The following is a 23,352-nucleotide window of genomic DNA, read 5'->3' as shown; positions in this document are numbered from 1 at the left end:
TTTCGAAGTTTATTCCACGTTTTTCGAAGTTTATTCCATGTTTCCCAAAATTTATTCCATGTTCGCTCTTTTTCTTCCTAAAGACTTCCTCTTTTCCATACAAAAATTTACTAAGTTATCAGTGGTTTGTCTTGTGAAGCAATGTCCTACTCTCACAGGGGCACCCCCAACTACCATCGGCACTTCAACGCAGCACAGCTGAGCCGCGGATTCCTTCGTTGCCCACGTCGCTTGCGGTGCTCATGTGCGATGCACATTCCGCTCCGCGCTCCTTGGCGCCTCGGACTCCTTGCTCTTCTGCACTGCTTCAGCTTGTATTCGATTAAAAGTGTTTGCAATTGTTTGCCTCCGATTACGCGCCGAGCTGACCTTCGGTCTTTGGTAGTTGGGGGCTTCTTTTCCATATAAAAAAACCACTGATTCCTCAGTGGTTTTGATTGCGAAGCAATGTCCTACTCTCACAGGGGGAAGCCCCCAACTACCATCGGCGCTAAAGAGCTTAACTTCCGTGTTCGGTATGGGAACGGGTGTGACCTCTCTGCCATCATTACTTCACTTGCACATGGATGTGCTGGCGTCTACGTTACCACAGGATGTGGTGCTTTTAGTAGACATTCCTTGAAAGTGTTTGTTCTTTCAAAACTGGATAAACGAACATTGAAACAAGTTTTAATTGTGGTTAAGTCCTCGATCGATTAGTATTCGTCAGCTCCATGTGTCGCCACACTTCCACCTCGAACCTATCTACCTCATCGTCTTTGAGGGATCTTACTTACTTGCGTAATGGGAAATCTCATCTTGAGGGGGGCTTCATGCTTAGATGCTTTCAGCACTTATCCCGTCCATACATAGCTACCCAGCGATGCCGTTGGCACGACAACTGGTACACCAGCGGTATGTCCATCCCGGTCCTCTCGTACTAAGGACAGCTCCTCTCAAATTTCCTACGCCCACGACGGATAGGGACCGAACTGTCTCACGACGTTCTGAACCCAGCTCGCGTACCGCTTTAATGGGCGAACAGCCCAACCCTTGGGACCGACTACAGCCCCAGGATGCGATGAGCCGACATCGAGGTGCCAAACCTCCCCGTCGATGTGGACTCTTGGGGGAGATAAGCCTGTTATCCCCGGGGTAGCTTTTATCCGTTGAGCGATGGCCCTTCCATGCGGAACCACCGGATCACTAAGCCCGTCTTTCGACCCTGCTCGACTTGTAGGTCTCGCAGTCAAGCTCCCTTGTGCCTTTACACTCTACGAATGATTTCCAACCATTCTGAGGGAACCTTTGGGCGCCTCCGTTACCTTTTAGGAGGCGACCGCCCCAGTCAAACTGTCCGCCTGACACTGTCTCCTACCCCGCTAAGGGGCACGGGTTAGAATTTCAATACAACCAGGGTAGTATCCCACCGACGCCTCCTTCGAAGCTGGCGCTCCGAGATCTCTGGCTCCTACCTATCCTGTACAAGTTGTACCAAAATTCAATATCAAGCTACAGTAAAGCTCCACGGGGTCTTTCCGTCCTGTCGCGGGTAACCTGCATCTTCACAGGTACTATAATTTCACCGAGTCTCTCGTTGAGACAGTGCCCAGATCGTTACGCCTTTCGTGCGGGTCGGAACTTACCCGACAAGGAATTTCGCTACCTTAGGACCGTTATAGTTACGGCCGCCGTTTACTGGGGCTTCAATTCATAGCTTCGCTTGCGCTAACCACTCCTCTTAACCTTCCAGCACCGGGCAGGCGTCAGCCCCTATACGTCACCTTACGGTTTTGCAGAGACCTGTGTTTTTGCTAAACAGTCGCCTGGGCCTATTCACTGCGGCTCTCATGCGCTTGCACGCTCAAGAGCACCCCTTCTCCCGAAGTTACGGGGTCATTTTGCCGAGTTCCTTAACGAGAGTTCTCTCGCACACCTTAGGATTCTCTCCTCGACTACCTGTGTCGGTTTGCGGTACGGGTACCTCCCACCTCGCTAGAGGCTTTTCTTGGCAGTGTGAGATCAGGAACTTCGTCCATACGGACTCGTCATCACAGCTTGGCGTTAGAGTGTGCGGATTTGCCTACACACACGCCTTACTGCTTGAACAGAGACAACCAACGCTCTGCTTACCCTACCCTCCTGCGTCCCCCCATTGCTCAAACGGTGGGGAGGTAGTACAGGAATATCAACCTGTTATCCATCGCCTACGCCTATCGGCCTCGGCTTAGGTCCCGACTAACCCTGAGCGGACGAGCCTTCCTCAGGAAACCTTAGTCATACGGTGGACAGGATTCTCACCTGTCTTTCGCTACTCATACCGGCATTCTCACTTCTAAGCGCTCCACCAGTCCTTCCGGTCTGACTTCAACGCACTTAGAACGCTCTCCTACCACTGACATCGTAGATGTCAATCCACAGCTTCGGTGAATCGTTTAGCCCCGATACATTTTCGGCGCAGTGTCACTCGACCAGTGAGCTATTACGCACTCTTTAAATGATGGCTGCTTCTAAGCCAACATCCTGGTTGTCTAAGCAACGCCACATCCTTTTCCACTTAACGATTACTTTGGGACCTTAGCTGGTGGTCTGGGCTGTTTCCCTCTTGACTACGGATCTTATCACTCGCAGTCTGACTCCCGTGTATAAATATCCGGCATTCGGAGTTTGTCTGAATTCGGTAAAGCGAGATGCCCCCCTAGTCCAAACAGTGCTCTACCTCCGGTATTCTCAATCACGAGGCTAGCCCTAAAGCTATTTCGGAGAGAACCAGCTATCTCCAGGTTCGATTGGAATTTCTCCGCTACCCACAGCTCATCCCCGCACTTTTCAACGTACGTGGGTTCGGGCCTCCAGTAAGTGTTACCTTACCTTCACCCTGGCCATGGGTAGATCACCTGGTTTCGGGTCTACGACAACGTACTCCTTCGCCCTATTCAGACTCGCTTTCGCTGCGGCTCCGCTTTCTCAGCTTAACCTTGCACGTTATCGTAACTCGCCGGTTCATTCTACAAAAGGCACGCTATCACCCATTAACGGGCTCTAACTACTTGTAGGCACACGGTTTCAGGTTCTCTTTCACTCCCCTCCCGGGGTGCTTTTCACCTTTCCCTCACGGTACTGGTTCACTATCGGTCACTAGGGAGTATTTAGCCTTGGGAGATGGTCCTCCCGGATTCCGACGGAATTTCACGTGTTCCGCCGTACTCAGGATCCACTCTGGAGGGAATGAACTTTCGACTACAGGGCTTTTACCTGCTCTGGCGGACCTTTCCAAGTCGCTTCATCTACTTCATTCCTTTGTAACTCCGTATAGAGTGTCCTACAACCCCAAAGAGCAAGCTCTTTGGTTTGGGCTTTTCCCGTTTCGCTCGCCGCTACTCAGGGAATCGAATTTTCTTTCTCTTCCTGCAGGTACTTAGATGTTTCAGTTCCCTGCGTCTGTCTTCCATACGCTATGAATTCACGTATGGATACTATGCCATTAAACATAGTGGGTTTCCCCATTCGGAAATCCCCGGATCAAAGCTTACTTACAGCTCCCCGAGGCATATCGGTGTTAGTGCCGTCCTTCATCGACTCCTAGTGCCAAGGCATCCACCGTGCGCCCTTAATAACTTAACCTATTCAGCTTTCAATACACATCGTATGACTGCGTCAGCTTCATTCACTCTGTCAGTCACGTACTTAAGTACGCTCCTTCTATCGCTCAATCGCTTCCTTGTCCTACTCGTGTCTTGAAACCCTCATGTTAGTTACAACTTATCTCATAAAAGAAATAAGATTTAAGAACTTACACGATCAATTACTTGATCTATTTAAAACTTGTTACTTTCAATGTCGTTTTATCCAGTTTTCAAAGAACAAATAGGCTACCTGTATTTGCTTCCTCGCGTATTTGCGACGAGTAACCGCAGGAGCACAATAAGAAGTATTCATCCATTGATGAACCTTCAAAACTGAACAGCAATCCGTGAATGTTATCTCCGTAGGAGATATTCCGAAAATATCCTTAGAAAGGAGGTGATCCAGCCGCACCTTCCGATACGGCTACCTTGTTACGACTTCACCCCAATCATCTATCCCACCTTCGGCGGCTGGCTCCAAAAGGTTACCTCACCGACTTCGGGTGTTACAAACTCTCGTGGTGTGACGGGCGGTGTGTACAAGGCCCGGGAACGTATTCACCGCGGCATGCTGATCCGCGATTACTAGCGATTCCGGCTTCATGTAGGCGAGTTGCAGCCTACAATCCGAACTGAGAACGGTTTTATCGGATTAGCTCCCCCTCGCGGGTTGGCAACCGGTTGTACCGTCCATTGTAGCACGTGTGTAGCCCAGGTCATAAGGGGCATGATGATTTGACGTCATCCCCACCTTCCTCCGGTTTGTCACCGGCAGTCACCTTAGAGTGCCCAACTGAATGATGGCAACTAAGATCAAGGGTTGCGCTCGTTGCGGGACTTAACCCAACATCTCACGACACGAGCTGACGACAACCATGCACCACCTGTCACCGTTGTCCCCGAAGGGAAAACCATGTCTCCATAGTGGGCAACGGGATGTCAAGACCTGGTAAGGTTCTTCGCGTTGCTTCGAATTAAACCACATGCTCCACCGCTTGTGCGGGCCCCCGTCAATTCCTTTGAGTTTCAGTCTTGCGACCGTACTCCCCAGGCGGAGTGCTTAATGCGTTAGCTGCAGCACTAAGGGGCGGAAACCCCCTAACACTTAGCACTCATCGTTTACGGCGTGGACTACCAGGGTATCTAATCCTGTTTGCTCCCCACGCTTTCGCGCCTCAGCGTCAGTTACAGACCAGAAAGTCGCCTTCGCCACTGGTGTTCCTCCAAATCTCTACGCATTTCACCGCTACACTTGGAATTCCACTTTCCTCTTCTGCACTCAAGTTCCCCAGTTTCCAATGACCTTCCCCGGTTGAGCCGGGGGCTTTCACATCAGACTTAAAAAACCGCCTGCGCGCGCTTTACGCCCAATAATTCCGGACAACGCTTGCCACCTACGTATTACCGCGGCTGCTGGCACGTAGTTAGCCGTGGCTTTCTAATAAGGTACCGTCAAGGTGCCGCCAGTTACTACGGCACTTGTTCTTCCCTTACAACAGAGTTTTACGATCCGAAAACCTTCTTCACTCACGCGGCGTTGCTCCATCAGGCTTTCGCCCATTGTGGAAGATTCCCTACTGCTGCCTCCCGTAGGAGTCTGGGCCGTGTCTCAGTCCCAGTGTGGCCGATCACCCTCTCAGGTCGGCTACGCATCGTTGCCTTGGTGAGCCATTACCTCACCAACTAGCTAATGCGCCGCGGGCCCATCCTGTAGCGATAGCAGAGCCATCTTTCAACTTTAAAACATGGGTCTCAAAGTATCATTCGGTATTAGCCCCGGTTTCCCGGAGTTATCCCCATCTACAGGGCAGGTTGCCCACGTGTTACTCACCCGTCCGCCGCTAGCGTTACTTCGGTGCAAGCACCAAAGTAACACTCGCTCGACTTGCATGTATTAGGCACGCCGCCAGCGTTCGTCCTGAGCCAGGATCAAACTCTCCATAAAAAGAATTTGAGTAAGCTCAAATTTGTATCTGTCGCTTCGCTTTCGATACATTAAAACATTTGCTGGCATCTTCATTCGATGTCCAAAATTGTGTTTCATCTATTCAATGAAACTTTATTCATTCACGTCTTGCTTGTTCAGTTTTCAAGGTTCATGTGTCGTTTTAAGCGACTGCTTAATATATTAAAACAAATAAATCTATTTGTCAACGACTTTTTATTTTTGTTATGCGTTTGTTTCGCAACAACGTTTATTAATATACACCTATATCATTCTATATTGCAACCATTTATTAAAAGAAAAAATATTCAGATTTTAATGCCGATAGAAATATTTAGTTTCTTCCTATTTATATAAATCGTAGTAAAGTAATTTCCCTTGTCAAATCTGTACAGTTTGATTCTTTGACTTCGGTACGATTACATCAATTATTTCTAATATATTTAGAAAACGCATCTTCAAAATCTATCATAAATTCCTTCGTACTTTAATTTGGCTGTATACAAAATTAGTCCTCTGTATAAATCGAGCTACAGCAGCCAATAAAAAAGAATAGCTATTACTAACGATGGGAAAGACATGATTAAAAGATTTTCTATACTATTATCACGCTGCTTGCTTCTTTCCCTTGTATCTGCTGTTTGATTAGCTCGCATGCGATCGCCACTAATAAATGCACCTGATAACAACATACTAATTATTAATAAAATTAATCCTACTCCACCAGCAAACCCTACTATCTTTTGTGTGCCTCCTGAAATAAGTGCCACAATTACTGCACCAACAGCTATTAGAACACCGTAAAAGAAGTACTTTCTTTTCAACCTCATCCCTCCATTCTTTGTTATTAATGTTATACGCAAACAACTACATTTTGGTTTCACCTTTAGATGCAAAAAGCTACCCAAACGCATTATTCGTCTGAGTAGCTAAGGTATTAATTATTAATGAGCCGCTGTCGCAAGGTAAAGTAAGAAGATTAAACCGAATACATACATTAATGGGTGAACATCTTTTGCTCGACCTTTAACAATCATTGTTAATGGATAAAATACGAAACCAATCGCTACACCTGTTGCGATAGAAAATGTTAAAGGCATCATTAACATCGTAAAGAATGCTGGTACAGCCACCTCGAATTTTTCCCAATCAATTTTACCAAGTGATGCAACCATTAAAACACCTACAACAATTAAAGCAGGAGCTGTTACGGCAGTAGTGACAACACTTAATAGTGGTAAAAAGAATAAAGATAACAAGAATAGTACACCTGTTACGATTGAAGCAAAGCCTGTACGAGCACCCGCAGCAACACCAGACGAAGATTCAACGAATGAAGTAATTGTTGATGTACCGAAAATAGAACCGATGATTGTTGCAATTGAATCAGAAATTAACGCTTTACCAGCACGTGGCAATTTATTATCTTTTACGAAGCCCGCTTGATTTGCTACAGCCATTAATGTACCTGCGTTATCAAAAAAATCTACAAATAAGAATGTTAAAATTACTGAAAGCATTGATAATGTGTAAAATTCAGCATCACCAAACGCTGAGAATAACGCTCCAAATGTTGGCTCAATTGATGGAGGTGCTGCTAGAATGCCTGATGGCAACTCCACTAAACCAAAAATCATACCTGCGATTGCAGTGATGGCCATCCCTAAAAATACGCCTGCTTTTATACCACGAACCAAGAAAACAACCGTAATGATAATACCGAAAATCGCCAATAAAACTTGTGGGTCTGTTAAATTACCAATCCCAACAAATGTTGCAGGATTAGCAACTACGATGCCAGCATTTTTTAAACCTATGAATGCAATGAATAAACCGATACCTGCACCAACAGCTAATTTAAGCTCTAATGGAATAGCATTAATTAATTTTTCACGCAAACCTGTTAATGTTAAAATTAAGAAGAATACACCTGATACAAATACGGCAGCTAATGCATGTTGCCATGGGCTACCATTCGTTAAAATTACCGTATAGGCGAAGAATGCATTTAAGCCAAGACCCGGAGCCAATGCTAATGGATATCTTGCAAAAATCCCCATAATAAATGAACCGATAGCTGCTGCAACTGCTGTAGCAACGAATACTGCCCCATAGTCCATACGTAGTGCTTCTGGTAAATTTGGAACATCATCAAGCGTTAATGTTAATGGATTGACAATTAGAATATAAGCCATCGCCAAGAATGTTGTAAACCCACCAAGAATCTCTCTACGGTAGTTTGTTCCAAGTTTATCAAACTCGAAATATTTTTTCATTGTGAATTGCGCCTCCGTTAATCGTCTATAATCCTTGGAAATAAAACCAACTAAAGAGACATGCCATTTCCACAAAAATGACATGTCTACGAATAAAGTATATGTATATTACAATACAAATCTACTTACATCGTAGTCAAATCATTTACGGTGATTTGGTAGAAACTCGCGAGCCTATTCCCGCTATTATACGACGACGTTATTTAATTTACATTCAATAATATATCATCTCATTTTTCATTTTTCAACTCATTTCCGAACATTTTCCCAATTTATCTTTATAAAGTTCGTGAAAACGCATTATTTTTATTTTCAAATCCAATTATTTCAAACATTAATAATGAACAATCCCTTTTCATTTTTATTTTCTTACTATTTAATCTGCATTTTCCTGCATACTATATAGTAAGGAAAGCCCTATGCTACACCACTTATAGCAAAACACTGTCTATTTTCTTAAATATTTCTTATTATAATATATAGTTGGAAAATTCAGCTTTTTAAAGGAGATGGCAAGCTATGTATGAAAATATTTTACGTCACCCTGGCCCTACACCAATTCCAAAGCGTGTAGAGTTGGCGATGAACAAGAGCATTATTAGTCACCGAACACCAGAATTTGTTGCACTTTATCGTGAAACTGTTAACTTAGTAAAGCCTGTATTCGGCACTAAAGAAGAAATATTATTTTTACCATCTGGTGGTACTGCGGCACTTGAAGCTGCTGCTGTGAATACTGTTTCAGCTGGTGAAAATGTTGTTGTCATAACAGTTGGTGCATTCGGTGATTATTTTGTTTCTATTTGTGAGCAGCATAAATTCCAAGTACATAAGCTAGAGAAAACTTGGGGCGAAGCATGTAACGCCCAGGAGCTGCGTGACTTTTTACAGCATATACCGAAAGTCAAGGCTGTTTTTATAACATACAACGAAACATCTACAGGGGTTTTAAATCCAATTGAAGAATTAACAAAAGTTGTACGCGAAGAAACAGATGCGTTAGTTATTGTAGATGGAGTAAGCTGTATTGGTGGCGTGACAGTGAAAATGGATGAATGGGGTATTGATATTTTAGTAACAGGCTCCCAAAAGGCGATGATGTTACCTCCCGGCTTATCATTAGTAGCTGTAAGTAAGCGAGCATGGCAAGTTATCGAGGCTAACCAGACACAGTCCTATTATTTAAACTTACTTAGCTATAAAAACTGGGCTGAAAAAGATATGACGCCGAACACGCCTGCTATTACGCTATTATATGGCTTAAACGAGGCATGTAAGCTCATTGCAGAGGAAGGTGGAATTGAACAAACTGCCAAACGCCATCATGTGATGAAAAAAATGGTGCGTGCTGCAATGATGTCATTAAATATCGAGCTATTAACAGAGGACAGCTATGCTTCGCCAACAATTACAGCAATTAAAGCACCTCAAGGTATCGCATTAGGTGACCTTGTAGCACATTTGAAATCAACGTATCATCTTGACTTTGCAGGTGGGTTGGGCCCGTTACAAGGCGAAATTTTCCGTTTTGGTCACATGGGCTATTGCTTCCCTAGTGATGTGCTACAAGCCGTTTCATTAATCGAAGCTGCTCTACAAGACTTTAAATATGACTTTACACCAGGCGCAGGCGTACTTGCCGCACAAAAAGTATTTTTAGAAAATGCAAAATAATAAATGAAGGAGGCGCTTTATTAGCTCCTCCTTTATTTGTTAGGAAATTGAAGATAATATGAACTACATAATATTGCTTCGTTTTGGCTTGCAAACTTATAAAATTTAAGCAGCCCCGTACAAGATTCACATCCCTAGAATCAACACTTCAACTTCTGCTCTCGATTGCTTCATATGATAAGCATATAGATTTAAGTTCAACGGGGAAACTTGCCTTCCTCGTTGCTGTATTTCTCGCTATCAATCAAATTAACAACTTGCATTTTGATTTGAGTAAGAGTACAATTCAACTATTCAATAAATTAATTGAATAGTTGAGGTGGAAGATTAAATGGTTGATGAACGACAATTAAAAAATATCTTGTATCAAGAGTTTGCAAGAATCGGGAAATGTGTTTCTAGTCCTAAACGATTAGAAATTCTTGACCTTTTGCAGCAAGGACCAAAATCTGTTGAAGCTTTATCAAAAACAACTGGAATGTCTATTGCAAATGTTTCGCAGCATTTACAAGTTCTATATGGAGCTAGATTAGTAAAATTCAAGAAGGATGGCAATTATGTGATATACGAGTTAGCTAGTATAGAAATATCCCATTTTTTAGATTCTTTATTCCAATTATCTGAAAGGCAATATGTAGAAGTAAGACAAATTAAAGAGGAGTTCCTGAATAATACAATAGGCTTAGAAGGTATTTCTTTATCCGAATTAAAAGAGAAAATGGAATCTGGTCAAGTTCTTCTTTTAGATGTACGTCCTAAGGAAGAATATGAAGCTGCGCATATTCCTGGCGCAATCTCAATCCCAATTGAAGAACTCGAAGAACATCTTTCGTCTCTACCAGTAAACTGTGAAATCGTTGCTTACTGTAGAGGTCCTTATTGTTTAATGTCAGCTAAAGCTGTAGAAATTTTAAATTCAAATGGAATCCATGCTATGCGCTTACAAGAAAGTGTACAAGATTGGATGAATGCAATTAACTAGCCGGAAAGATGGTGTTAACCTACATGGATACTACAAATCATTTGATTAAGGAATATGTAGAGTCTCCTGAAAAATTAAAAAGGATGTACAAAAAAGTTTTAATGGTTGTGAGTTTATCACAAATTTTTGGTGGAGCAGGTCTTGCTGCTGGTGTCACTGTAGGTGCCCTGCTAGCCCAACAAATGCTGGGAACTGACGCATTTGCTGGATTACCCTCTGCCCTTTTTACATTAGGCTCTGCAGGTGCAGCTTTTATAGTTGGGAGGCTTTCTCAGCGATATGGGCGGCGTGTAGGTCTTACTTCAGGCTTTATTGCTGGAGGACTTGGAGCAATTGGCGTTATTATAGCTACTTTAATTAATAGTGTTTTTTTATTATTCTTATCGCTTTTCATATATGGCGCGGGAACCGCGACAAATTTGCAGGCTCGTTATGCAGGAACTGACTTAGCAGATAAAAAGCAACGTGCTAAAGCAATAAGTACTACGATGGTTATGACGACATTCGGTGCTGTTGCAGGACCAAATCTAGTTGAAGTTATGGGAAAATTCGCGCAGCTCTTTAATATTCCCTCATTAGCTGGGCCATTTATATTATCCGCTGTTGCGTATATTATGGCGGGCTGCATACTTTTTATTATGCTTCGCCCAGACCCCCTACTCTTAGCTAAAGCAATTGAAGCTCATCAACAGCAGCAATCTGATGGAATAGCCCCTGCTATTACTTCCAGCAATAAAAAAGGAATTATTATTGGTGCAGTTGTTATGATTCTTACTCAAATTGTCATGGTCGCTATTATGACAATGACACCTGTTCATATGCAGCATCATGGTCATAGCTTAGGTGCAGTAGGAATCGTTATCGGCTTTCATATTGGTGCAATGTATCTCCCTTCACTTGTAACAGGCGTTCTAGTAGATAAAGTTGGTAGAACAGCTATGAGTATTGCATCTGGTATTACATTATTACTTGCAGGTCTATTAGCTGCTTATGCACCAAGTGATTCGATGTTTATTTTAATAGTCGCCCTTTCATTATTAGGTTTAGGCTGGAATTTCGGATTAATTAGTGGAACAGCCCAGATTGTTGATTCCACAGAACCCTCCTCCCGCGCTAAAGTACAAGGTACAATCGATGTTTTCATTGCACTAGCAGGGGCGTCGGGTGGGGCACTTTCAGGAATCATTGTTGCGAACTCTAGCTTTACTACCCTATCCTTAATCGGTGGCATTTTATCATTATTACTTATACCTGTTATCATATGGTATCGCAAAACATGAGGCTATAGCGCCCTCTTTTCATTTAAGGAAAGCGCCTTAAAAGCAGGCAATGCACTGCTTTTGAGGCGCTTTCGGTGATATTTCATCAAAGAAAAATAGAAAGACATTTCTAAAGCACTGGTTTAGTAGCTTTCCTTTGAATTAAAATATGTGAAAATCAAATTTTTATTGGAGTGAAAAAAAGGAGCTGCTTTTTTAAACAGCACCTGGAAGTTACATCAAATATGATTTGGTACAGTAAAAGTAACCGTAGTCCCCACATTCACTGCACTTTTAAGCTCTAAACCTTTGCCGTAAGACTGCTTCAAACGTTGCTCAGTATTAACAAGCCCTATCCCTCTTTTTTGGTCAGATTGAATCGTGAAAATTTGCTTAACCTGTTCCTCATCCATCCCTACACCATTATCGATAACAGAAATTTCCGTATAGCTGTCATTTTTGCGAATTCGTATAATGATTGTTCCTCCGTCGATTCGCTTTAATATGCCATGGTTGACCGCATTCTCTACTAACGTTTGAATTGACAAAGGTGGAATCATTACATTTTCGACTTCATCTATTTCCCATATTACATATAACTTGTTCCTAAACCGCTCCTTTTCAATATATAAATAGGATTCAATCAATTCAAGCTCAGATTCAAGAGAGACAAGTTTATCTACATTTTTCAAATAGAAGCTACTTTGCAAATAAATTGTGAATTTATCGAGAAGCTGAATCATTCTCGACATATCTGTTTCGCTTAATGTAACAATTGCATTCAGTGTATTTAATAAAAAATGTGGGCGTATTTGAGCCTGCAACCATGCCGCTTCCATTCTTAATCGCTCATTAATAGATACTTTTAAATTAGTTAGCGCATGCACCCGCGCATTTAACTCTATAGCATCAACTGGTTTGACAACATAATCATTTGCCCCTGCTAAAAATCCAGTATAAATATCTTCCGTAAGTCCACGAGCGGTTAAAAGCAATATTGGAAGCTCAGCCATGGAAAATTTTTCACGAATCAAACGAGTTAATTCATATCCAGACATATTCGGCATCATTACATCTGAAATAATTAAATCCCAGTCATTCCCTTCAAGCCTTCTCAACGCTTCTTTTCCGCTAGTAACAGTTTCTACCTCATATGCATCCTCTGAAAGAATATTTGTTAACACCCTTAGATTCACTGGGTCATCGTCAATTGCTAAAATTTTTGGTCTATATGACGATAATGTACTTTTAGTAGCTGTTTCAATCACTGCACTCGCAATTTCGTTTAAAGGAGACTCATCTTTATCTATAAGTAAAGCCGTTGCTATCGGCTTTTCAATTGAGCCTCCCGCTAACGGTAATGTAAATGCAAAGACTGAGCCCTCGCCTAAAACAGAGCTCGCTCGCAATGACCCCCTATGTAGCTCCACTAACTGCCTGCAAATGCTTAACCCAAGACCGAGCCCACCCCCAATAGCGGTAATACTAGAATCCCCTTGTTCATATGGTTCAAAAATAACTTGGAGTGTTTGTTCATCCATTCCAATGCCCGTATCTGCAATATAAATATGGGCCATTCCGTCCTTCGTATCGGCAGTAATAGTAATTGTACCTTCCTCTGTGTATTTAACGGCATTATGAAGAAGATTAAATAAAATCTGAATCAAACGGTTTTTATCTGCAATTACATGAGGAAAGTCATTTAAAATATTCACTTCCATTTCAATGTTTTTATTTTCGATAAGCACTTTAAGCATATCGATAACACCTATGGAAATTGCTTTAATATCTATATTCTCTAGTTGGAGTTGAATTCGATGCTCCTTCAGACGAGTAATATCCAATAAATCTTCTATTGTCCTTGACATATGGTGCCCAATTGTTAGTTGAAGAGCCAAATCGTCCTGCATTTTAGCATCTAACTGTCTTGATTTATTTCGTAAAATAGACTGTGTAATATTAATGATTCCGTGTAATGGATTTCGAAGCTCATGCGATGTATTCGCAAGAAATTCGTCCTTTCGCTTAATCTCTTTTTGAAGTTGAATAGCAAGCTCCTCATTCGAAGCATTTAATGCTAATAATTGCTTGTTTTGTTGCTCCGTTTTCTGCGTCCTCTCTGCAAAATCTTTGCTCATAAGGATGACATTGAGCAATACATAAACACCAACAGCCGGCAGCATTAATTCCCATGATTGATACCAATTTTTCCCGATTGCAAAATCATTAAAAAAGGCTAAAAAGATAATGCCCATTCCAATTAAATTGATTTTTGCATTTCTATTTTGATTACGAATGCTCTTATAAATTACATAAATTAAATAGAAAAAGGTAGGAACAGCTAAATAAAAGACTTGGAAAAAGAGCGCTTGGAAAAATACCGGTTGTGTAAATAAAGTTGTAACAATAAGCGCTGTATGTACAATAGCTAGCACGTAAAGCACCCTTTTTGAAAACTCCTCTTTATGCCAATGCCATAATAAAATGACATAGAATAGCGAACTTGCCTCTGTCAATATGTATTCTAATCTAGTCCCCCATAACCAAGACATTTCTGAAAAAATCAGTGTATAGTAAAACGGAACCGCGAATAAAGCGCGCGCAGAAATAAGCATAGAAAACATACCAAATATAAAAAATGCCCGCTCTTGTCTACGATGTAAAGAAAAAAGAACCATAAACAAACCAATGATAAAAATACTGCCGTTAATAAAAAGAGTGGCGATTGTATTTATATTAAACTTCCGCGAGACAGTTGATGCTTCCCCAAAATAAATCGAGTTTTCAAGTCCACCACGAATATGCTCAAAGCTAGATACTTGAATCGTGAGCAATACCTCATCTGATTGTGCAAAAAAATAGCCTATGCTCGGTGACATTTCCGAAGCATGTGAAGATGCGTCTTGCCCAACTACACCATTTCTAGAGATTTCATCTTGGTCTACAAAAAAGGTGTACGCACTGTATTGATAAGGTATATAAATGGCTAACGCTTGCCCCACATATTCTTCAGGAATTTTAATTGTTGTACTATATGTCCCAAATGAATTGGTATTTCCCATATGGGTTTGAAATGAACTTGGGAGTGTAACGACTTCCCCCCGTTGCAATTTCACTTCGTCTGGCGTTAATAATTTTTCTTCAAAAAAGTGCCATTCACCATCTAAATTTGTATAAAAATCTTTCGTTTGGAGCTGGTCACTGAAATCAAATACCCCCGACGCAGCAACCCTACAGCTAGCTATCAACATAATTGAAAATAAGGCTGCTATACATACTAATACATATCGTTTATACCTAACTAACAAATAGCTCATCCTCACTTCATGTACTTATTCCCTTACTTACCGACCACTTCTCTCATAAATATATTAACCTCATATGAAAATACAAAAAACCCATTTTGAAAAAATTCATCAAAATGGATTTTTATTAATAAACTTTCAAGAACATCGGTTCTTTTCATTAATAATATGGTGATATCATTATATATACTAACACACCTGTAAAACTAACATACAACCAAAGCGGCATCGTCCAGCGCGCAATTTTTCGGTGCTTTTCTTTTTGCATATTCAAACCTCTGCCTAGCGTAACTAAGGCTAGTGGTACAATCAATGCTGCAAGAACGATATGTGTAAGTAGCACAAAATAATAAATATACATCAATATACCGTCTCCACCATAGCTAGTCGATTCAGCCATCGCATGATACGTTAAATACGAAATACAAAATAGAAATGTAGAGACAAATGCAGCAATAATAAATGTTCGATGCAATTGAATATTTTTCTTTTTAATCATAATTAAAGCAATCAGTAAAAAGAGAAATGTAAAGCTATTCAAAAACGCATTTAGCATCGGCAATACCGTTAATTGCATGCCCAAAATTGTACCGTCCGTACTTTTTGGCAAAAAGTATGTCCCAAAAATAACCCCTATTACAACAATAGATAAAACCCAAATCAGCGGATTATAATTTCGTTGTTTTACATTATTCATCTGTTTTCAACTCCTAAAATAGCCTAACCAATTTTTTAGCATCATTACAATAAATTATACTACATCTAAACTAAAAGAAATGAATTATTTGTCACGATTTAGTGGCGAAACTTAGAAGTAGAGCGTTCAAAAAGCCATGTAATAACAGTAAAAAAGCTGCCATCTGTAAAATCCAGATAGCAACTTCCGCTATAATCTATATGAGCTACGGTAAACAATTTTATCCCGTATTAACAAATTTGTTTGCGACGAGTAACCGCAGGAGCAGGCTGTAAGACCCCCACTAATTGAAGGTTCACTTTATTACTAATAAATAGCTATCGGCCCATATGGACCTTCGATAATCTCGATTTTCGTTTCGAAAATATCGGTCAAAACTTCCGCATTCATTACCTCTTCTACCGTTCCAAAAGTGGCAATTTGTCCATCTTTCATCGCACAAATTCGATCAGAATATTTAGCTGCAAAATTTATATCATGCATTACAGTTACAATTGTTCTTCCGAATTCAATAGCAGCATGTCTTAAATGCTCCATCATTTGAACAGAACGAGCCACGTCCAGATTGTTTAGAGGCTCGTCCAAAAGCACATATTCCGTCTCCTGACACAAAACCATTGCGACATATGCCCTCTGTCTTTGCCCACCCGAAAGCTCATCTAAATACCGATTTTCCAAATCAGTCAAATCTAAAAAATCAATATATTTAGAAATAATCGCCTCATCCTCTTTCGTTAATCTCCCCTTTGAATAAGGAAAACGTCCAAATCCAGCTAGTTGTCTAACAGTAAGTCGCGTTACAAAATGATTTTCTTGTCGCAAAATCGTTAAAACCTTTGCTAAGTCCTTTGATTTTGATGCAGAAACATCCATATTCGCTACCATAATTTGCCCTTCATCCATATTTAAAAGTCTGCCAATCATTAAAAGTGTTGTAGACTTTCCCGCGCCATTTGGGCCAATCAATGACGTCAGACCCGCTTTCGGTATTTCAATATTCAAAGGTCCTATTTTTACTTTATCCGTATACAATTTTCTCGCATTATCAATTTTTATCATAGAGCCCTCTTCCTTAAAATAACAGTTAAAAATATGATTCCACCTAATAGTTCAATAATAACTGAAACTACACCTTGCGCATTGAATACATGATACATTAAAAAGTATGCACTCGTTATTACTAAAAATCCGATAGCAAGAGCCATTGGGAAAATATATCGATGGTCGTAAGTTGGCGCTGCTTGATAACTCAAAGTTGCTACTAAAAATCCATAGAAAGTAAGTGGTCCAATCAAGGCCGTTGAAATTGACATCAAAATCGAAACTAATATAAGCGTATAAATGATACTCGATTGATGCTTTACGCCAAATGAAGTTGATACATCCCTCCCAAGTGACAGTACATTTAGCTTCTTAGAATTAGCAAGAAGTAATAATGCTACAATTATGACCATTGGAATTACGATTGGGAAATATTCAGCATCTGCATTATTAACAGAACCAAATAATCTTGCCTGTAAAATATCAAACTCAGAAGGTGCTAACAGTCTTCTCATAAAAGTTGAGATAGAACTCAGCCCTGTTCCAATAATAATTCCAACTAAGAGCATAAGTTGTAAATTTCCGTACTTTCCAGAAAGTAACCATCCATAAAGAATTAAACTCATCAAGACCATCACAATTACTTGAAAGAAAAATGACCCAACACCACTAAAATTTATTAATGCACTCGCACCAAAGAAAAATATAGTACTCGTCTGAATTGTTGAATAAAGCGATTCAAAACCTAAAAGTGAAGGAGTGATAATTCGATTATTAGTAATCGATTGGAAAGCAACAGTGGATAAACTCTGACAAACTGCCGCAATAATCATTGCCACAAGCGCCACAATCCTTCTCATAACAACAGGGATAAAGGACGGTGAATCTATTGGAACAGGATTGTTATAAACTAAAAGCCCATACGAGGCGAGAATGCCTAAAGCAATCAATGTAATAAGCAAAATCCAATAGCGCTTTTCTTCTTTTTTAGAGCGAAAAGCTCGAGCTGACCTTTTTTCAATAGGTAGGCTAGATTCGATTTCAACATTTTCTTTATTTCTATAACCTAACGCGTTCATCTTTCTAGCCTCCTTGGTTTTCTTTGTCTCAATAAAATAGCAATAAATACGACTGCCCCGATTGTGCCAAGTATTAAAGAAACAGGTACTTCGAAAGGCTTGATAATTGTTCGAGAAATAATATCACAAACAGTGATCGTCCCCATCCCAATCACACATACCCAAGGCAAATTACTTCTCAGGTCGTCTCCTCTAAACATTGAAACAATATTCGGCACAATTAAACCTAAAAAAGGTAAATTCCCAATAACAGCGGCAACAATACCAACTGCAAAAGAAATAAGACCCGTACCTAAAAGAACAATCCGATTGTAATTCACGCCAAGACTTGTCGCAACATCTTCCCCTAGCCCAGCTAAAGTTAAGCGATTAGCATAAATAAAAATAAGCAATGTCACAATGACAATAAGCCATAAATATTCATATCTTCCAACTTGGACTGCCGCAAAAGAACCGACAAACCATGTTTCAATATTTTGCGTCGCTTGAAAAAGAAGCCCGATGAAAGTAGATACAGCGGAAATAACTGCGCCTAGCATCAGCCCAATGATTGGGACAATTAAAGACGAGCGCAGCTTAACTCTTCTTAAAAATAAAAAGAAAATCGTCGTTCCTATAAAGGAAAAAATGATAGCACCAGTCATTCTTAAAAGTAACGTTGGTGCGGGGAATAACAAGTATACAAAAAGAAGCCCTAAACCTGCCCATTCAATCGTTCCTGTTGTAGTAGGTTCAACTAAACGGTTCTGTGTAATCAGTTGCATAACGAGCCCTGCCATTGCCATGGCGGCTCCCGTAAGCATTAATGCGGCCGTTCTCGGAACGCGAGTGATGAAAAACATCTCCATTCCATCCTCTTGTCCACGTATATCATAAACTCCGGTAAACAGTGAGATAATCCCTAAAATAATAACAACTATGACCGTTAGTATAAAAGGTTTTGTCCATATTTTATTGTGGTTATAAAGCTGGGGCTGAGAATTACTCTCAACCCCGGCAATTATGTTTTTCGGCACTATGTTATACTCCTTTACACTATTTCAAAGTGTTTGCAAGGTTTTCAAATAACTCTAAATACGTTTGGAGTGATTCATTTGTATAAGTGTCATTTGGCGCATAAATAATTTGCCCTTTAGAAATAGCTGTTACATTTTGAAGTGCAGGTGAATTATCAATAACGTCCTTGGCAGGAACAGAACCACTTTCAGCAGATACTGCCGCATCACGGTCTAATACGAAAATCCAATCCGGATTGCTTTGTGCAATAGCCTCAACAGAAACTTCATCGCCTTGGTGGTCTGAAGTAGATTTGTCAACCTCTAATGCTGGAGCCCATCCAAAGATTTCGTACATTGGTCCCCAAACACGTCCAGAATGTGGAGCTGCGAAACCAATATTACCACCAGAAACAATCACACTCATTACTTTATCTGTTCCATTATAGGCAGATTTAGCATCTTCAATCGCTTTATCAAAATCAGCTACTAATTGTTTCGCTTCTTCATTTTTATCGAAAATTTGTCCTAATGCGATTGTAGCATCTTTCAGTCCATTTACTAAATTTGCACCAGGTGTAGCTGCTTCCTCAGAAACATCAAAATTAAGGTCAATAACAGCAGCGTTTGGCACTAATTTTTTGATGTCTTCATAATAGCCAGCAAATCGTTGACCAACGATGACAAGCTCAGGGTTTGCAGCAGCAATAATTTCAAGATTTGGCTCACGGTGATTTCCAATATTTTGAATCGATTCATCTTTTACATATGGTGAATCCGCAGGCATTACATCCTTTGGCACAGCAACTAATTCAATATTCCAATCTGATAAAGTTTCAAAAGTTCTATTATCTAAAGCAATTACATTCTTTGGATTTATAGGAACAGTAACCGTTCCATGAACATCAGTGATTTCAACCGTCGTAGGCTCAGCAACTTCTTCACTCTCATTAGCAGACTCTGACCCTTGGTTACTTTCACTGCTTTGGTTCGTTTCATTACTTTGATTACTTTCTTCATTGTTCGAAGTTGAGCAAGCAGCTAACATTAATGTTAAAACTGCCACCATAATCATTAATTTTGAAAACATAGATTTCTTCATACATATACTCCTTCATCCTATAATTTATTGCGAAAATGATATAGTCAATAGATTATGTTTAATTGTAATTGGTATTGATAATCATTTTCAATTGAACGTTCTGTGGATTAGTATAATCATTAATTATGTGAAAATCTTGTGAATGACTAAAAATGATACATTTTCTCAAAATAATAAAACACGAGTATCATTGGCTAAAGCCATTGATACTCGTGTTTTTCAAATCTATTTAATATTGTAAACTACCCTTTATCGTACTTTTCAATCATAGAATAGCCTCTGCCATGGATTGTTTGTATATAGCGGTCTTTCTTCTCACACTTTAGCTTTTTTCTTAAATACCCAATATATAAATCTACTACATTTTGATTGACTGCTACATCATATCCCCAAACCTGATCTAACAGCATTTCACGACTCAATATTTTATTTTTATTTTTGATTAAAAATAAAAGTAAGTCGTACTCGCGCTTAGTGAGGGGAAGATTCTCACCACCTTTTGTTACAATGCTATGAGATTCATCAACCAAAAGGTCTTTAAACTGAAAGAGATTGGTCACGTTTGCCCGAATACAATCCTCTCGTCTTAATATAACTTTTATTCTTGCCACTAATTCTTCTTTGGCAAATGGTTTTCTTATATAATCATCTGCCCCTGCTTTTAATCCTGCTATGCAGTCCTTGCTAGATATCTTATCAGTCACAATAATTATTGGTGTCGTTTTAACCACCCTTATTTGTCTACAAATTTCTGGTCCAGATATACTTAATGAATCCCAATCCAATACGATAATATCCCAATCCTGCTCATATACTATATTTAAACCTTCATTTTCATTATGAAGTGTTACGACGAAATAACCTTCTTGTGTTAAACCACTTACGATTTTTTTTGCTAAAGACCGCCCGTTCTTGATTACCAACACCCGCTTCATTTACAGTCACCTCTACTTCACTACCTAAAATAATTTATCTCAAAAGAATATCAGATTTATAAATCTTAAATTTCTAAAAAATATTATAACAACTTATTAAGATAGATTTATGTAAATTACCAGGTGTGTTGATTAGCCTTTATTTTACAAAAAGTGCCTAGGAAATTTGTTGATTTCCGTTGCGGGGGACGCTTTCCGCAGGCATGGCTTCAACTAATTTATTTCGATTGTCACCGAAATAAATGGATTTTCAGCGCGAGGCCAACAGGATGTTGGTCATGGAGGCGTTGCCGCAGGACGAGGCAGTTTTAGCCTCCCTACACTTTGTCCCGATGGAGTCGCCACCTTCACTCCAACCAACAAGTAAATCCTTTATTAACAGTGCATTCTCTGCATTAAAACACACGCATCAATATCCAATATTTTCATAATCAACACACCTGAAACAATTTCTTACTCTCAAACTATTAAGACGATAAGACGAGCACCTATGAAAACCTTATAAAAGGCTAGTTAATGTTAGCCAAAAAGGTCCCTTATGTTCGTGTAACTGTTAAAGCTTTGATTCAATATATATTGTAATGAGTTTTTTGTTTATAGTAAATATTTTACTTCTATTCTATTTTTAGAAGCAAGCGTACTTTCTCTTCTCATGATTATTCTCTAAGCATTTTTATAAGCAATATAGTTATTTTTGATACTTCTATAACTTATAAGATAATGTCAAAATAAATTAACTTTCAATCAAGTCATTCGCTAAACTGTAACAAATTACCACCAAACGCTATTTTAGTAGTGAAGCTCGAAGAATTAACAAAAAAGGAGTTAGGAACCCTTATAATCAAGGGTTTCTAACTCTCCTACTACTATTCCCACTCAATCGTCGCAGGTGGCTTACTTGTAATATCATACAGCACGCGGTTAACATGCTTTACTTCATTGACAATACGTACAGAAATTTTCTCCAATACATCATATGGGATGCGTGCCCAGTCCGATGTCATCCCGTCGATAGAGGTTACACCGCGAATGCCGATTGCATAGTCGTATGTGCGACCGTCGCCCATTACGCCTACAGAACGAATATCTGGTAGTACCGCGAAGTATTGCCAAATATCGCGCTCAAGGCCTGCATTTTTAATTTCTTCACGTAAAATATAGTCTGCTTCACGTACAATTTCTAATTTTTCCTCTGTTACTTCACCTAGCACACGGATACCTAGACCCGGGCCTGGGAATGGTTGACGCCATACTACTGCTTCCGGCAAACCTAATTCCAACCCTAATGCACGTACCTCATCTTTGAATAATGTATTAAGGGGCTCAATTAGCTTAAACTTCATATCCTCTGGCAATCCCCCTACATTATGGTGAGATTTAATTGTTTGTGCTGTCGCTGTGCCTGATTCAATGATATCTGTATAAAGCGTGCCTTGCGCTAAAAAGTCCATGTTATCTAGCTTTGCTGATTCCTCGTCAAATACATAAATGAATTCGTTACCGATGATTTTGCGCTTTTGCTCTGGGTCTGATACACCCTTTAGCTTGCTCATAAAGCGCTCCCGAGCGTCAATTTTAATTACTTTCATCTCAAAGTCTTCTGTGAAAGTTTTCATTACTTGCTCTACTTCACCTTTGCGGTTTAAGTTGTGGTCTACGAACATACATGTTAATTGATTGCCAATTGCTTTATGGATTAATACTGCTACAACTGAAGAGTCTACACCACCTGATAATGCACAAAGTACTTGTTTGTCGCCTACTTGCTCGCGAATTTTAGCAATTTCAATATCGATAAAGTTTGCCATCGACCAGTCGCCCTTCGCACCACACACATTAAACACGAAGTTTTTCAATAAATCATTGCCATGAACAGAGTGACGTACCTCTGGGTGGAATTGAACTGCATATAGCTGACGCTCTACATTTGCCATAGCAGCTATTGGGCATGCAGGGCTTGTAGCCGTTATTTCGAAGCCTGCCGGTACTTCTGTTACGTGGTCACCGTGGCTCATCCAGACGATTTGCTCCTTTGGTAAATTTCCGAACAATTTGTTCTCCTGCACGATATTAATTTCTGCTTTACCGTATTCACGAGTTTCCGCGCTTTCTACTTTACCACCTTGTGTATGTGCGATTAATTGCATACCATAGCAAATACCCAAAATCGGTAAGCCTAAATCGAAAATAGCCGAATCTACTTTGAACGCTTCATCATCGTAAACAGAATTTGGACCGCCTGAAAATACGATTCCTATCGCGTTCATTTCTTTAATTTCTTGCGCTGTAATTGTATGTGAATGTAATTCCGAAAAAACACCGAATTCACGAATACGACGCGTAATTAATTGATTGAACTGACTTCCGAAATCGAGAACGACAATCTTTTCTTGCTCTTTTATTAAAGGAGTTGCCACAATTTTCACCTCTTCTAGTATATTTAATGCAGTCTACAAT

At 40.1% G+C, this 23,352-nt stretch carries 13 protein-coding genes, 3 rRNA genes and 1 riboswitch; of the genes, 3 read left to right on the top strand and 13 right to left on the bottom strand.

Features of this window, described 5'->3' with window-relative positions:
- Positions 1 to 439: 439 nt before the first annotated feature.
- The 5 genes from rrf to MHH70_RS14515 form a co-directional block, all read right to left on the bottom strand.
- Positions 440 to 555: ribosomal RNA gene (gene rrf, locus MHH70_RS14535) — 5S ribosomal RNA — on the bottom strand.
- Between the two features lie 120 nt (positions 556 to 675).
- A 23S ribosomal RNA gene (locus MHH70_RS14530) occupies positions 676 to 3,603 on the bottom strand.
- 392 nt (positions 3,604 to 3,995) lie between these two features.
- Positions 3,996 to 5,550, bottom strand: a 16S ribosomal RNA gene (locus MHH70_RS14525).
- The 16S, 23S and 5S rRNA genes sit together here, the layout of an rRNA operon.
- Positions 5,551 to 6,080: 530 nt before the next feature.
- Complete coding sequence (locus MHH70_RS14520) at positions 6,081 to 6,374, bottom strand: DUF5316 family protein (protein WP_342471813.1); 294 nt, start codon at positions 6,372 to 6,374, stop codon at positions 6,081 to 6,083.
- A 120-nt stretch (positions 6,375 to 6,494) separates the two neighbouring features.
- A complete protein-coding gene (locus tag MHH70_RS14515; RefSeq protein ID WP_107943757.1) occupies positions 6,495 to 7,826 on the bottom strand; it encodes an NCS2 family permease in 1,332 nt (443 codons plus the stop codon).
- 113 nt (positions 7,827 to 7,939) lie between these two features.
- A riboswitch (purine riboswitch) is annotated at positions 7,940 to 8,040 on the bottom strand.
- A 305-nt stretch (positions 8,041 to 8,345) separates the two neighbouring features.
- Here MHH70_RS14515 and MHH70_RS14510 point away from each other — a divergent pair.
- The 3 genes from MHH70_RS14510 to MHH70_RS14500 all read left to right on the top strand — a co-directional run bounded on the left by MHH70_RS14510 (position 8,346) and on the right by MHH70_RS14500 (position 11,762).
- Positions 8,346 to 9,500 (top strand): alanine--glyoxylate aminotransferase family protein, encoded by a 1,155-nt coding sequence (locus MHH70_RS14510; RefSeq protein ID WP_107943756.1) that lies wholly within the window; start codon positions 8,346 to 8,348, stop codon positions 9,498 to 9,500.
- A gap of 331 nt (positions 9,501 to 9,831) precedes the next feature.
- A complete protein-coding gene (locus MHH70_RS14505; RefSeq protein WP_107943755.1) occupies positions 9,832 to 10,482 on the top strand; it encodes a metalloregulator ArsR/SmtB family transcription factor in 651 nt (216 codons plus the stop codon).
- Positions 10,483 to 10,505: 23 nt separating this feature from the next.
- A complete protein-coding gene (locus MHH70_RS14500) occupies positions 10,506 to 11,762 on the top strand; it encodes an MFS transporter (protein ID WP_107943754.1) in 1,257 nt (418 codons plus the stop codon).
- 218 nt (positions 11,763 to 11,980) lie between these two features.
- Here the strand turns inward: MHH70_RS14500 and MHH70_RS14495 are convergent, their stop codons facing one another.
- The 8 genes from MHH70_RS14495 to guaA form a co-directional block, all read right to left on the bottom strand.
- Entirely contained in the window at positions 11,981 to 15,049 is a 3,069-nt protein-coding gene (locus tag MHH70_RS14495) for an ATP-binding protein (RefSeq protein ID WP_342471812.1), read from the bottom strand.
- Between the two features lie 157 nt (positions 15,050 to 15,206).
- Positions 15,207 to 15,743: a DUF420 domain-containing protein gene (locus tag MHH70_RS14490; protein WP_066165837.1), complete on the bottom strand. Its 537-nt coding sequence runs from the start codon at positions 15,741 to 15,743 to the stop codon at positions 15,207 to 15,209.
- A gap of 306 nt (positions 15,744 to 16,049) precedes the next feature.
- Entirely contained in the window at positions 16,050 to 16,802 is a 753-nt protein-coding gene (locus MHH70_RS14485; RefSeq protein WP_066165835.1) for an ATP-binding cassette domain-containing protein, read from the bottom strand.
- Positions 16,799 to 17,863: an iron chelate uptake ABC transporter family permease subunit gene (locus MHH70_RS14480; RefSeq protein ID WP_107943751.1), complete on the bottom strand. Its 1,065-nt coding sequence runs from the start codon at positions 17,861 to 17,863 to the stop codon at positions 16,799 to 16,801. The genes MHH70_RS14485 and MHH70_RS14480 overlap by 4 nt, the downstream gene beginning before the upstream one ends.
- The gene (locus tag MHH70_RS14475) at positions 17,860 to 18,879 is read right to left on the bottom strand and encodes an iron chelate uptake ABC transporter family permease subunit (protein ID WP_342471811.1); all 1,020 of its coding nucleotides are present in this window, start codon (positions 18,877 to 18,879) and stop codon (positions 17,860 to 17,862) included. Before MHH70_RS14475 ends, MHH70_RS14480 begins: the two co-directional genes overlap by 4 nt.
- A gap of 19 nt (positions 18,880 to 18,898) precedes the next feature.
- On the bottom strand, positions 18,899 to 19,960 hold the full coding sequence (locus tag MHH70_RS14470; protein ID WP_342471810.1) for a siderophore ABC transporter substrate-binding protein: 1,062 nt from the start codon (positions 19,958 to 19,960) through the stop codon (positions 18,899 to 18,901).
- 242 nt (positions 19,961 to 20,202) lie between these two features.
- Positions 20,203 to 20,895: a response regulator transcription factor gene (locus MHH70_RS14465; RefSeq protein ID WP_342471809.1), complete on the bottom strand. Its 693-nt coding sequence runs from the start codon at positions 20,893 to 20,895 to the stop codon at positions 20,203 to 20,205.
- Positions 20,896 to 21,761: 866 nt separating this feature from the next.
- Entirely contained in the window at positions 21,762 to 23,315 is a 1,554-nt protein-coding gene (guaA, locus tag MHH70_RS14460; protein ID WP_342473213.1) for a glutamine-hydrolyzing GMP synthase, read from the bottom strand.
- Positions 23,316 to 23,352 lie beyond the last annotated feature (37 nt).

It is taken from the genome of Metasolibacillus sp. FSL H7-0170 (assembly GCF_038593115.1).
Classification (GTDB): Bacteria; Bacillota; Bacilli; order Bacillales_A; family Planococcaceae; genus Metasolibacillus; species Metasolibacillus fluoroglycofenilyticus.
Note: the sequence above shows the minus strand (reverse complement) of the source record. Positions and strands in the feature narration are given on the sequence as shown.

Excerpts from the sequence above, each read along its gene's own strand:
- MHH70_RS14490 (WP_066165837.1), bottom strand. The coding sequence starts at position 15,743 with ATGAATAATGTAAAACAACGAAATTATAATCCGCTGATTTGGGTTTTA.
- MHH70_RS14505 (WP_107943755.1), top strand. The coding sequence starts at position 9,832 with ATGGTTGATGAACGACAATTAAAAAATATCTTGTATCAAGAGTTTGCA.
- MHH70_RS14485 (WP_066165835.1), bottom strand. The coding sequence starts at position 16,802 with ATGATAAAAATTGATAATGCGAGAAAATTGTATACGGATAAAGTAAAA.
- MHH70_RS14510 (WP_107943756.1), top strand. The coding sequence starts at position 8,346 with ATGTATGAAAATATTTTACGTCACCCTGGCCCTACACCAATTCCAAAG.
- MHH70_RS14465 (WP_342471809.1), bottom strand. The coding sequence starts at position 20,895 with ATGAAGCGGGTGTTGGTAATCAAGAACGGGCGGTCTTTAGCAAAAAAA.
- MHH70_RS14515 (WP_107943757.1), bottom strand. The coding sequence starts at position 7,826 with ATGAAAAAATATTTCGAGTTTGATAAACTTGGAACAAACTACCGTAGA.
- MHH70_RS14500 (WP_107943754.1), top strand. The coding sequence starts at position 10,506 with ATGGATACTACAAATCATTTGATTAAGGAATATGTAGAGTCTCCTGAA.
- MHH70_RS14470 (WP_342471810.1), bottom strand. The coding sequence starts at position 19,960 with ATGAAGAAATCTATGTTTTCAAAATTAATGATTATGGTGGCAGTTTTA.
- MHH70_RS14480 (WP_107943751.1), bottom strand. The coding sequence starts at position 17,863 with ATGAACGCGTTAGGTTATAGAAATAAAGAAAATGTTGAAATCGAATCT.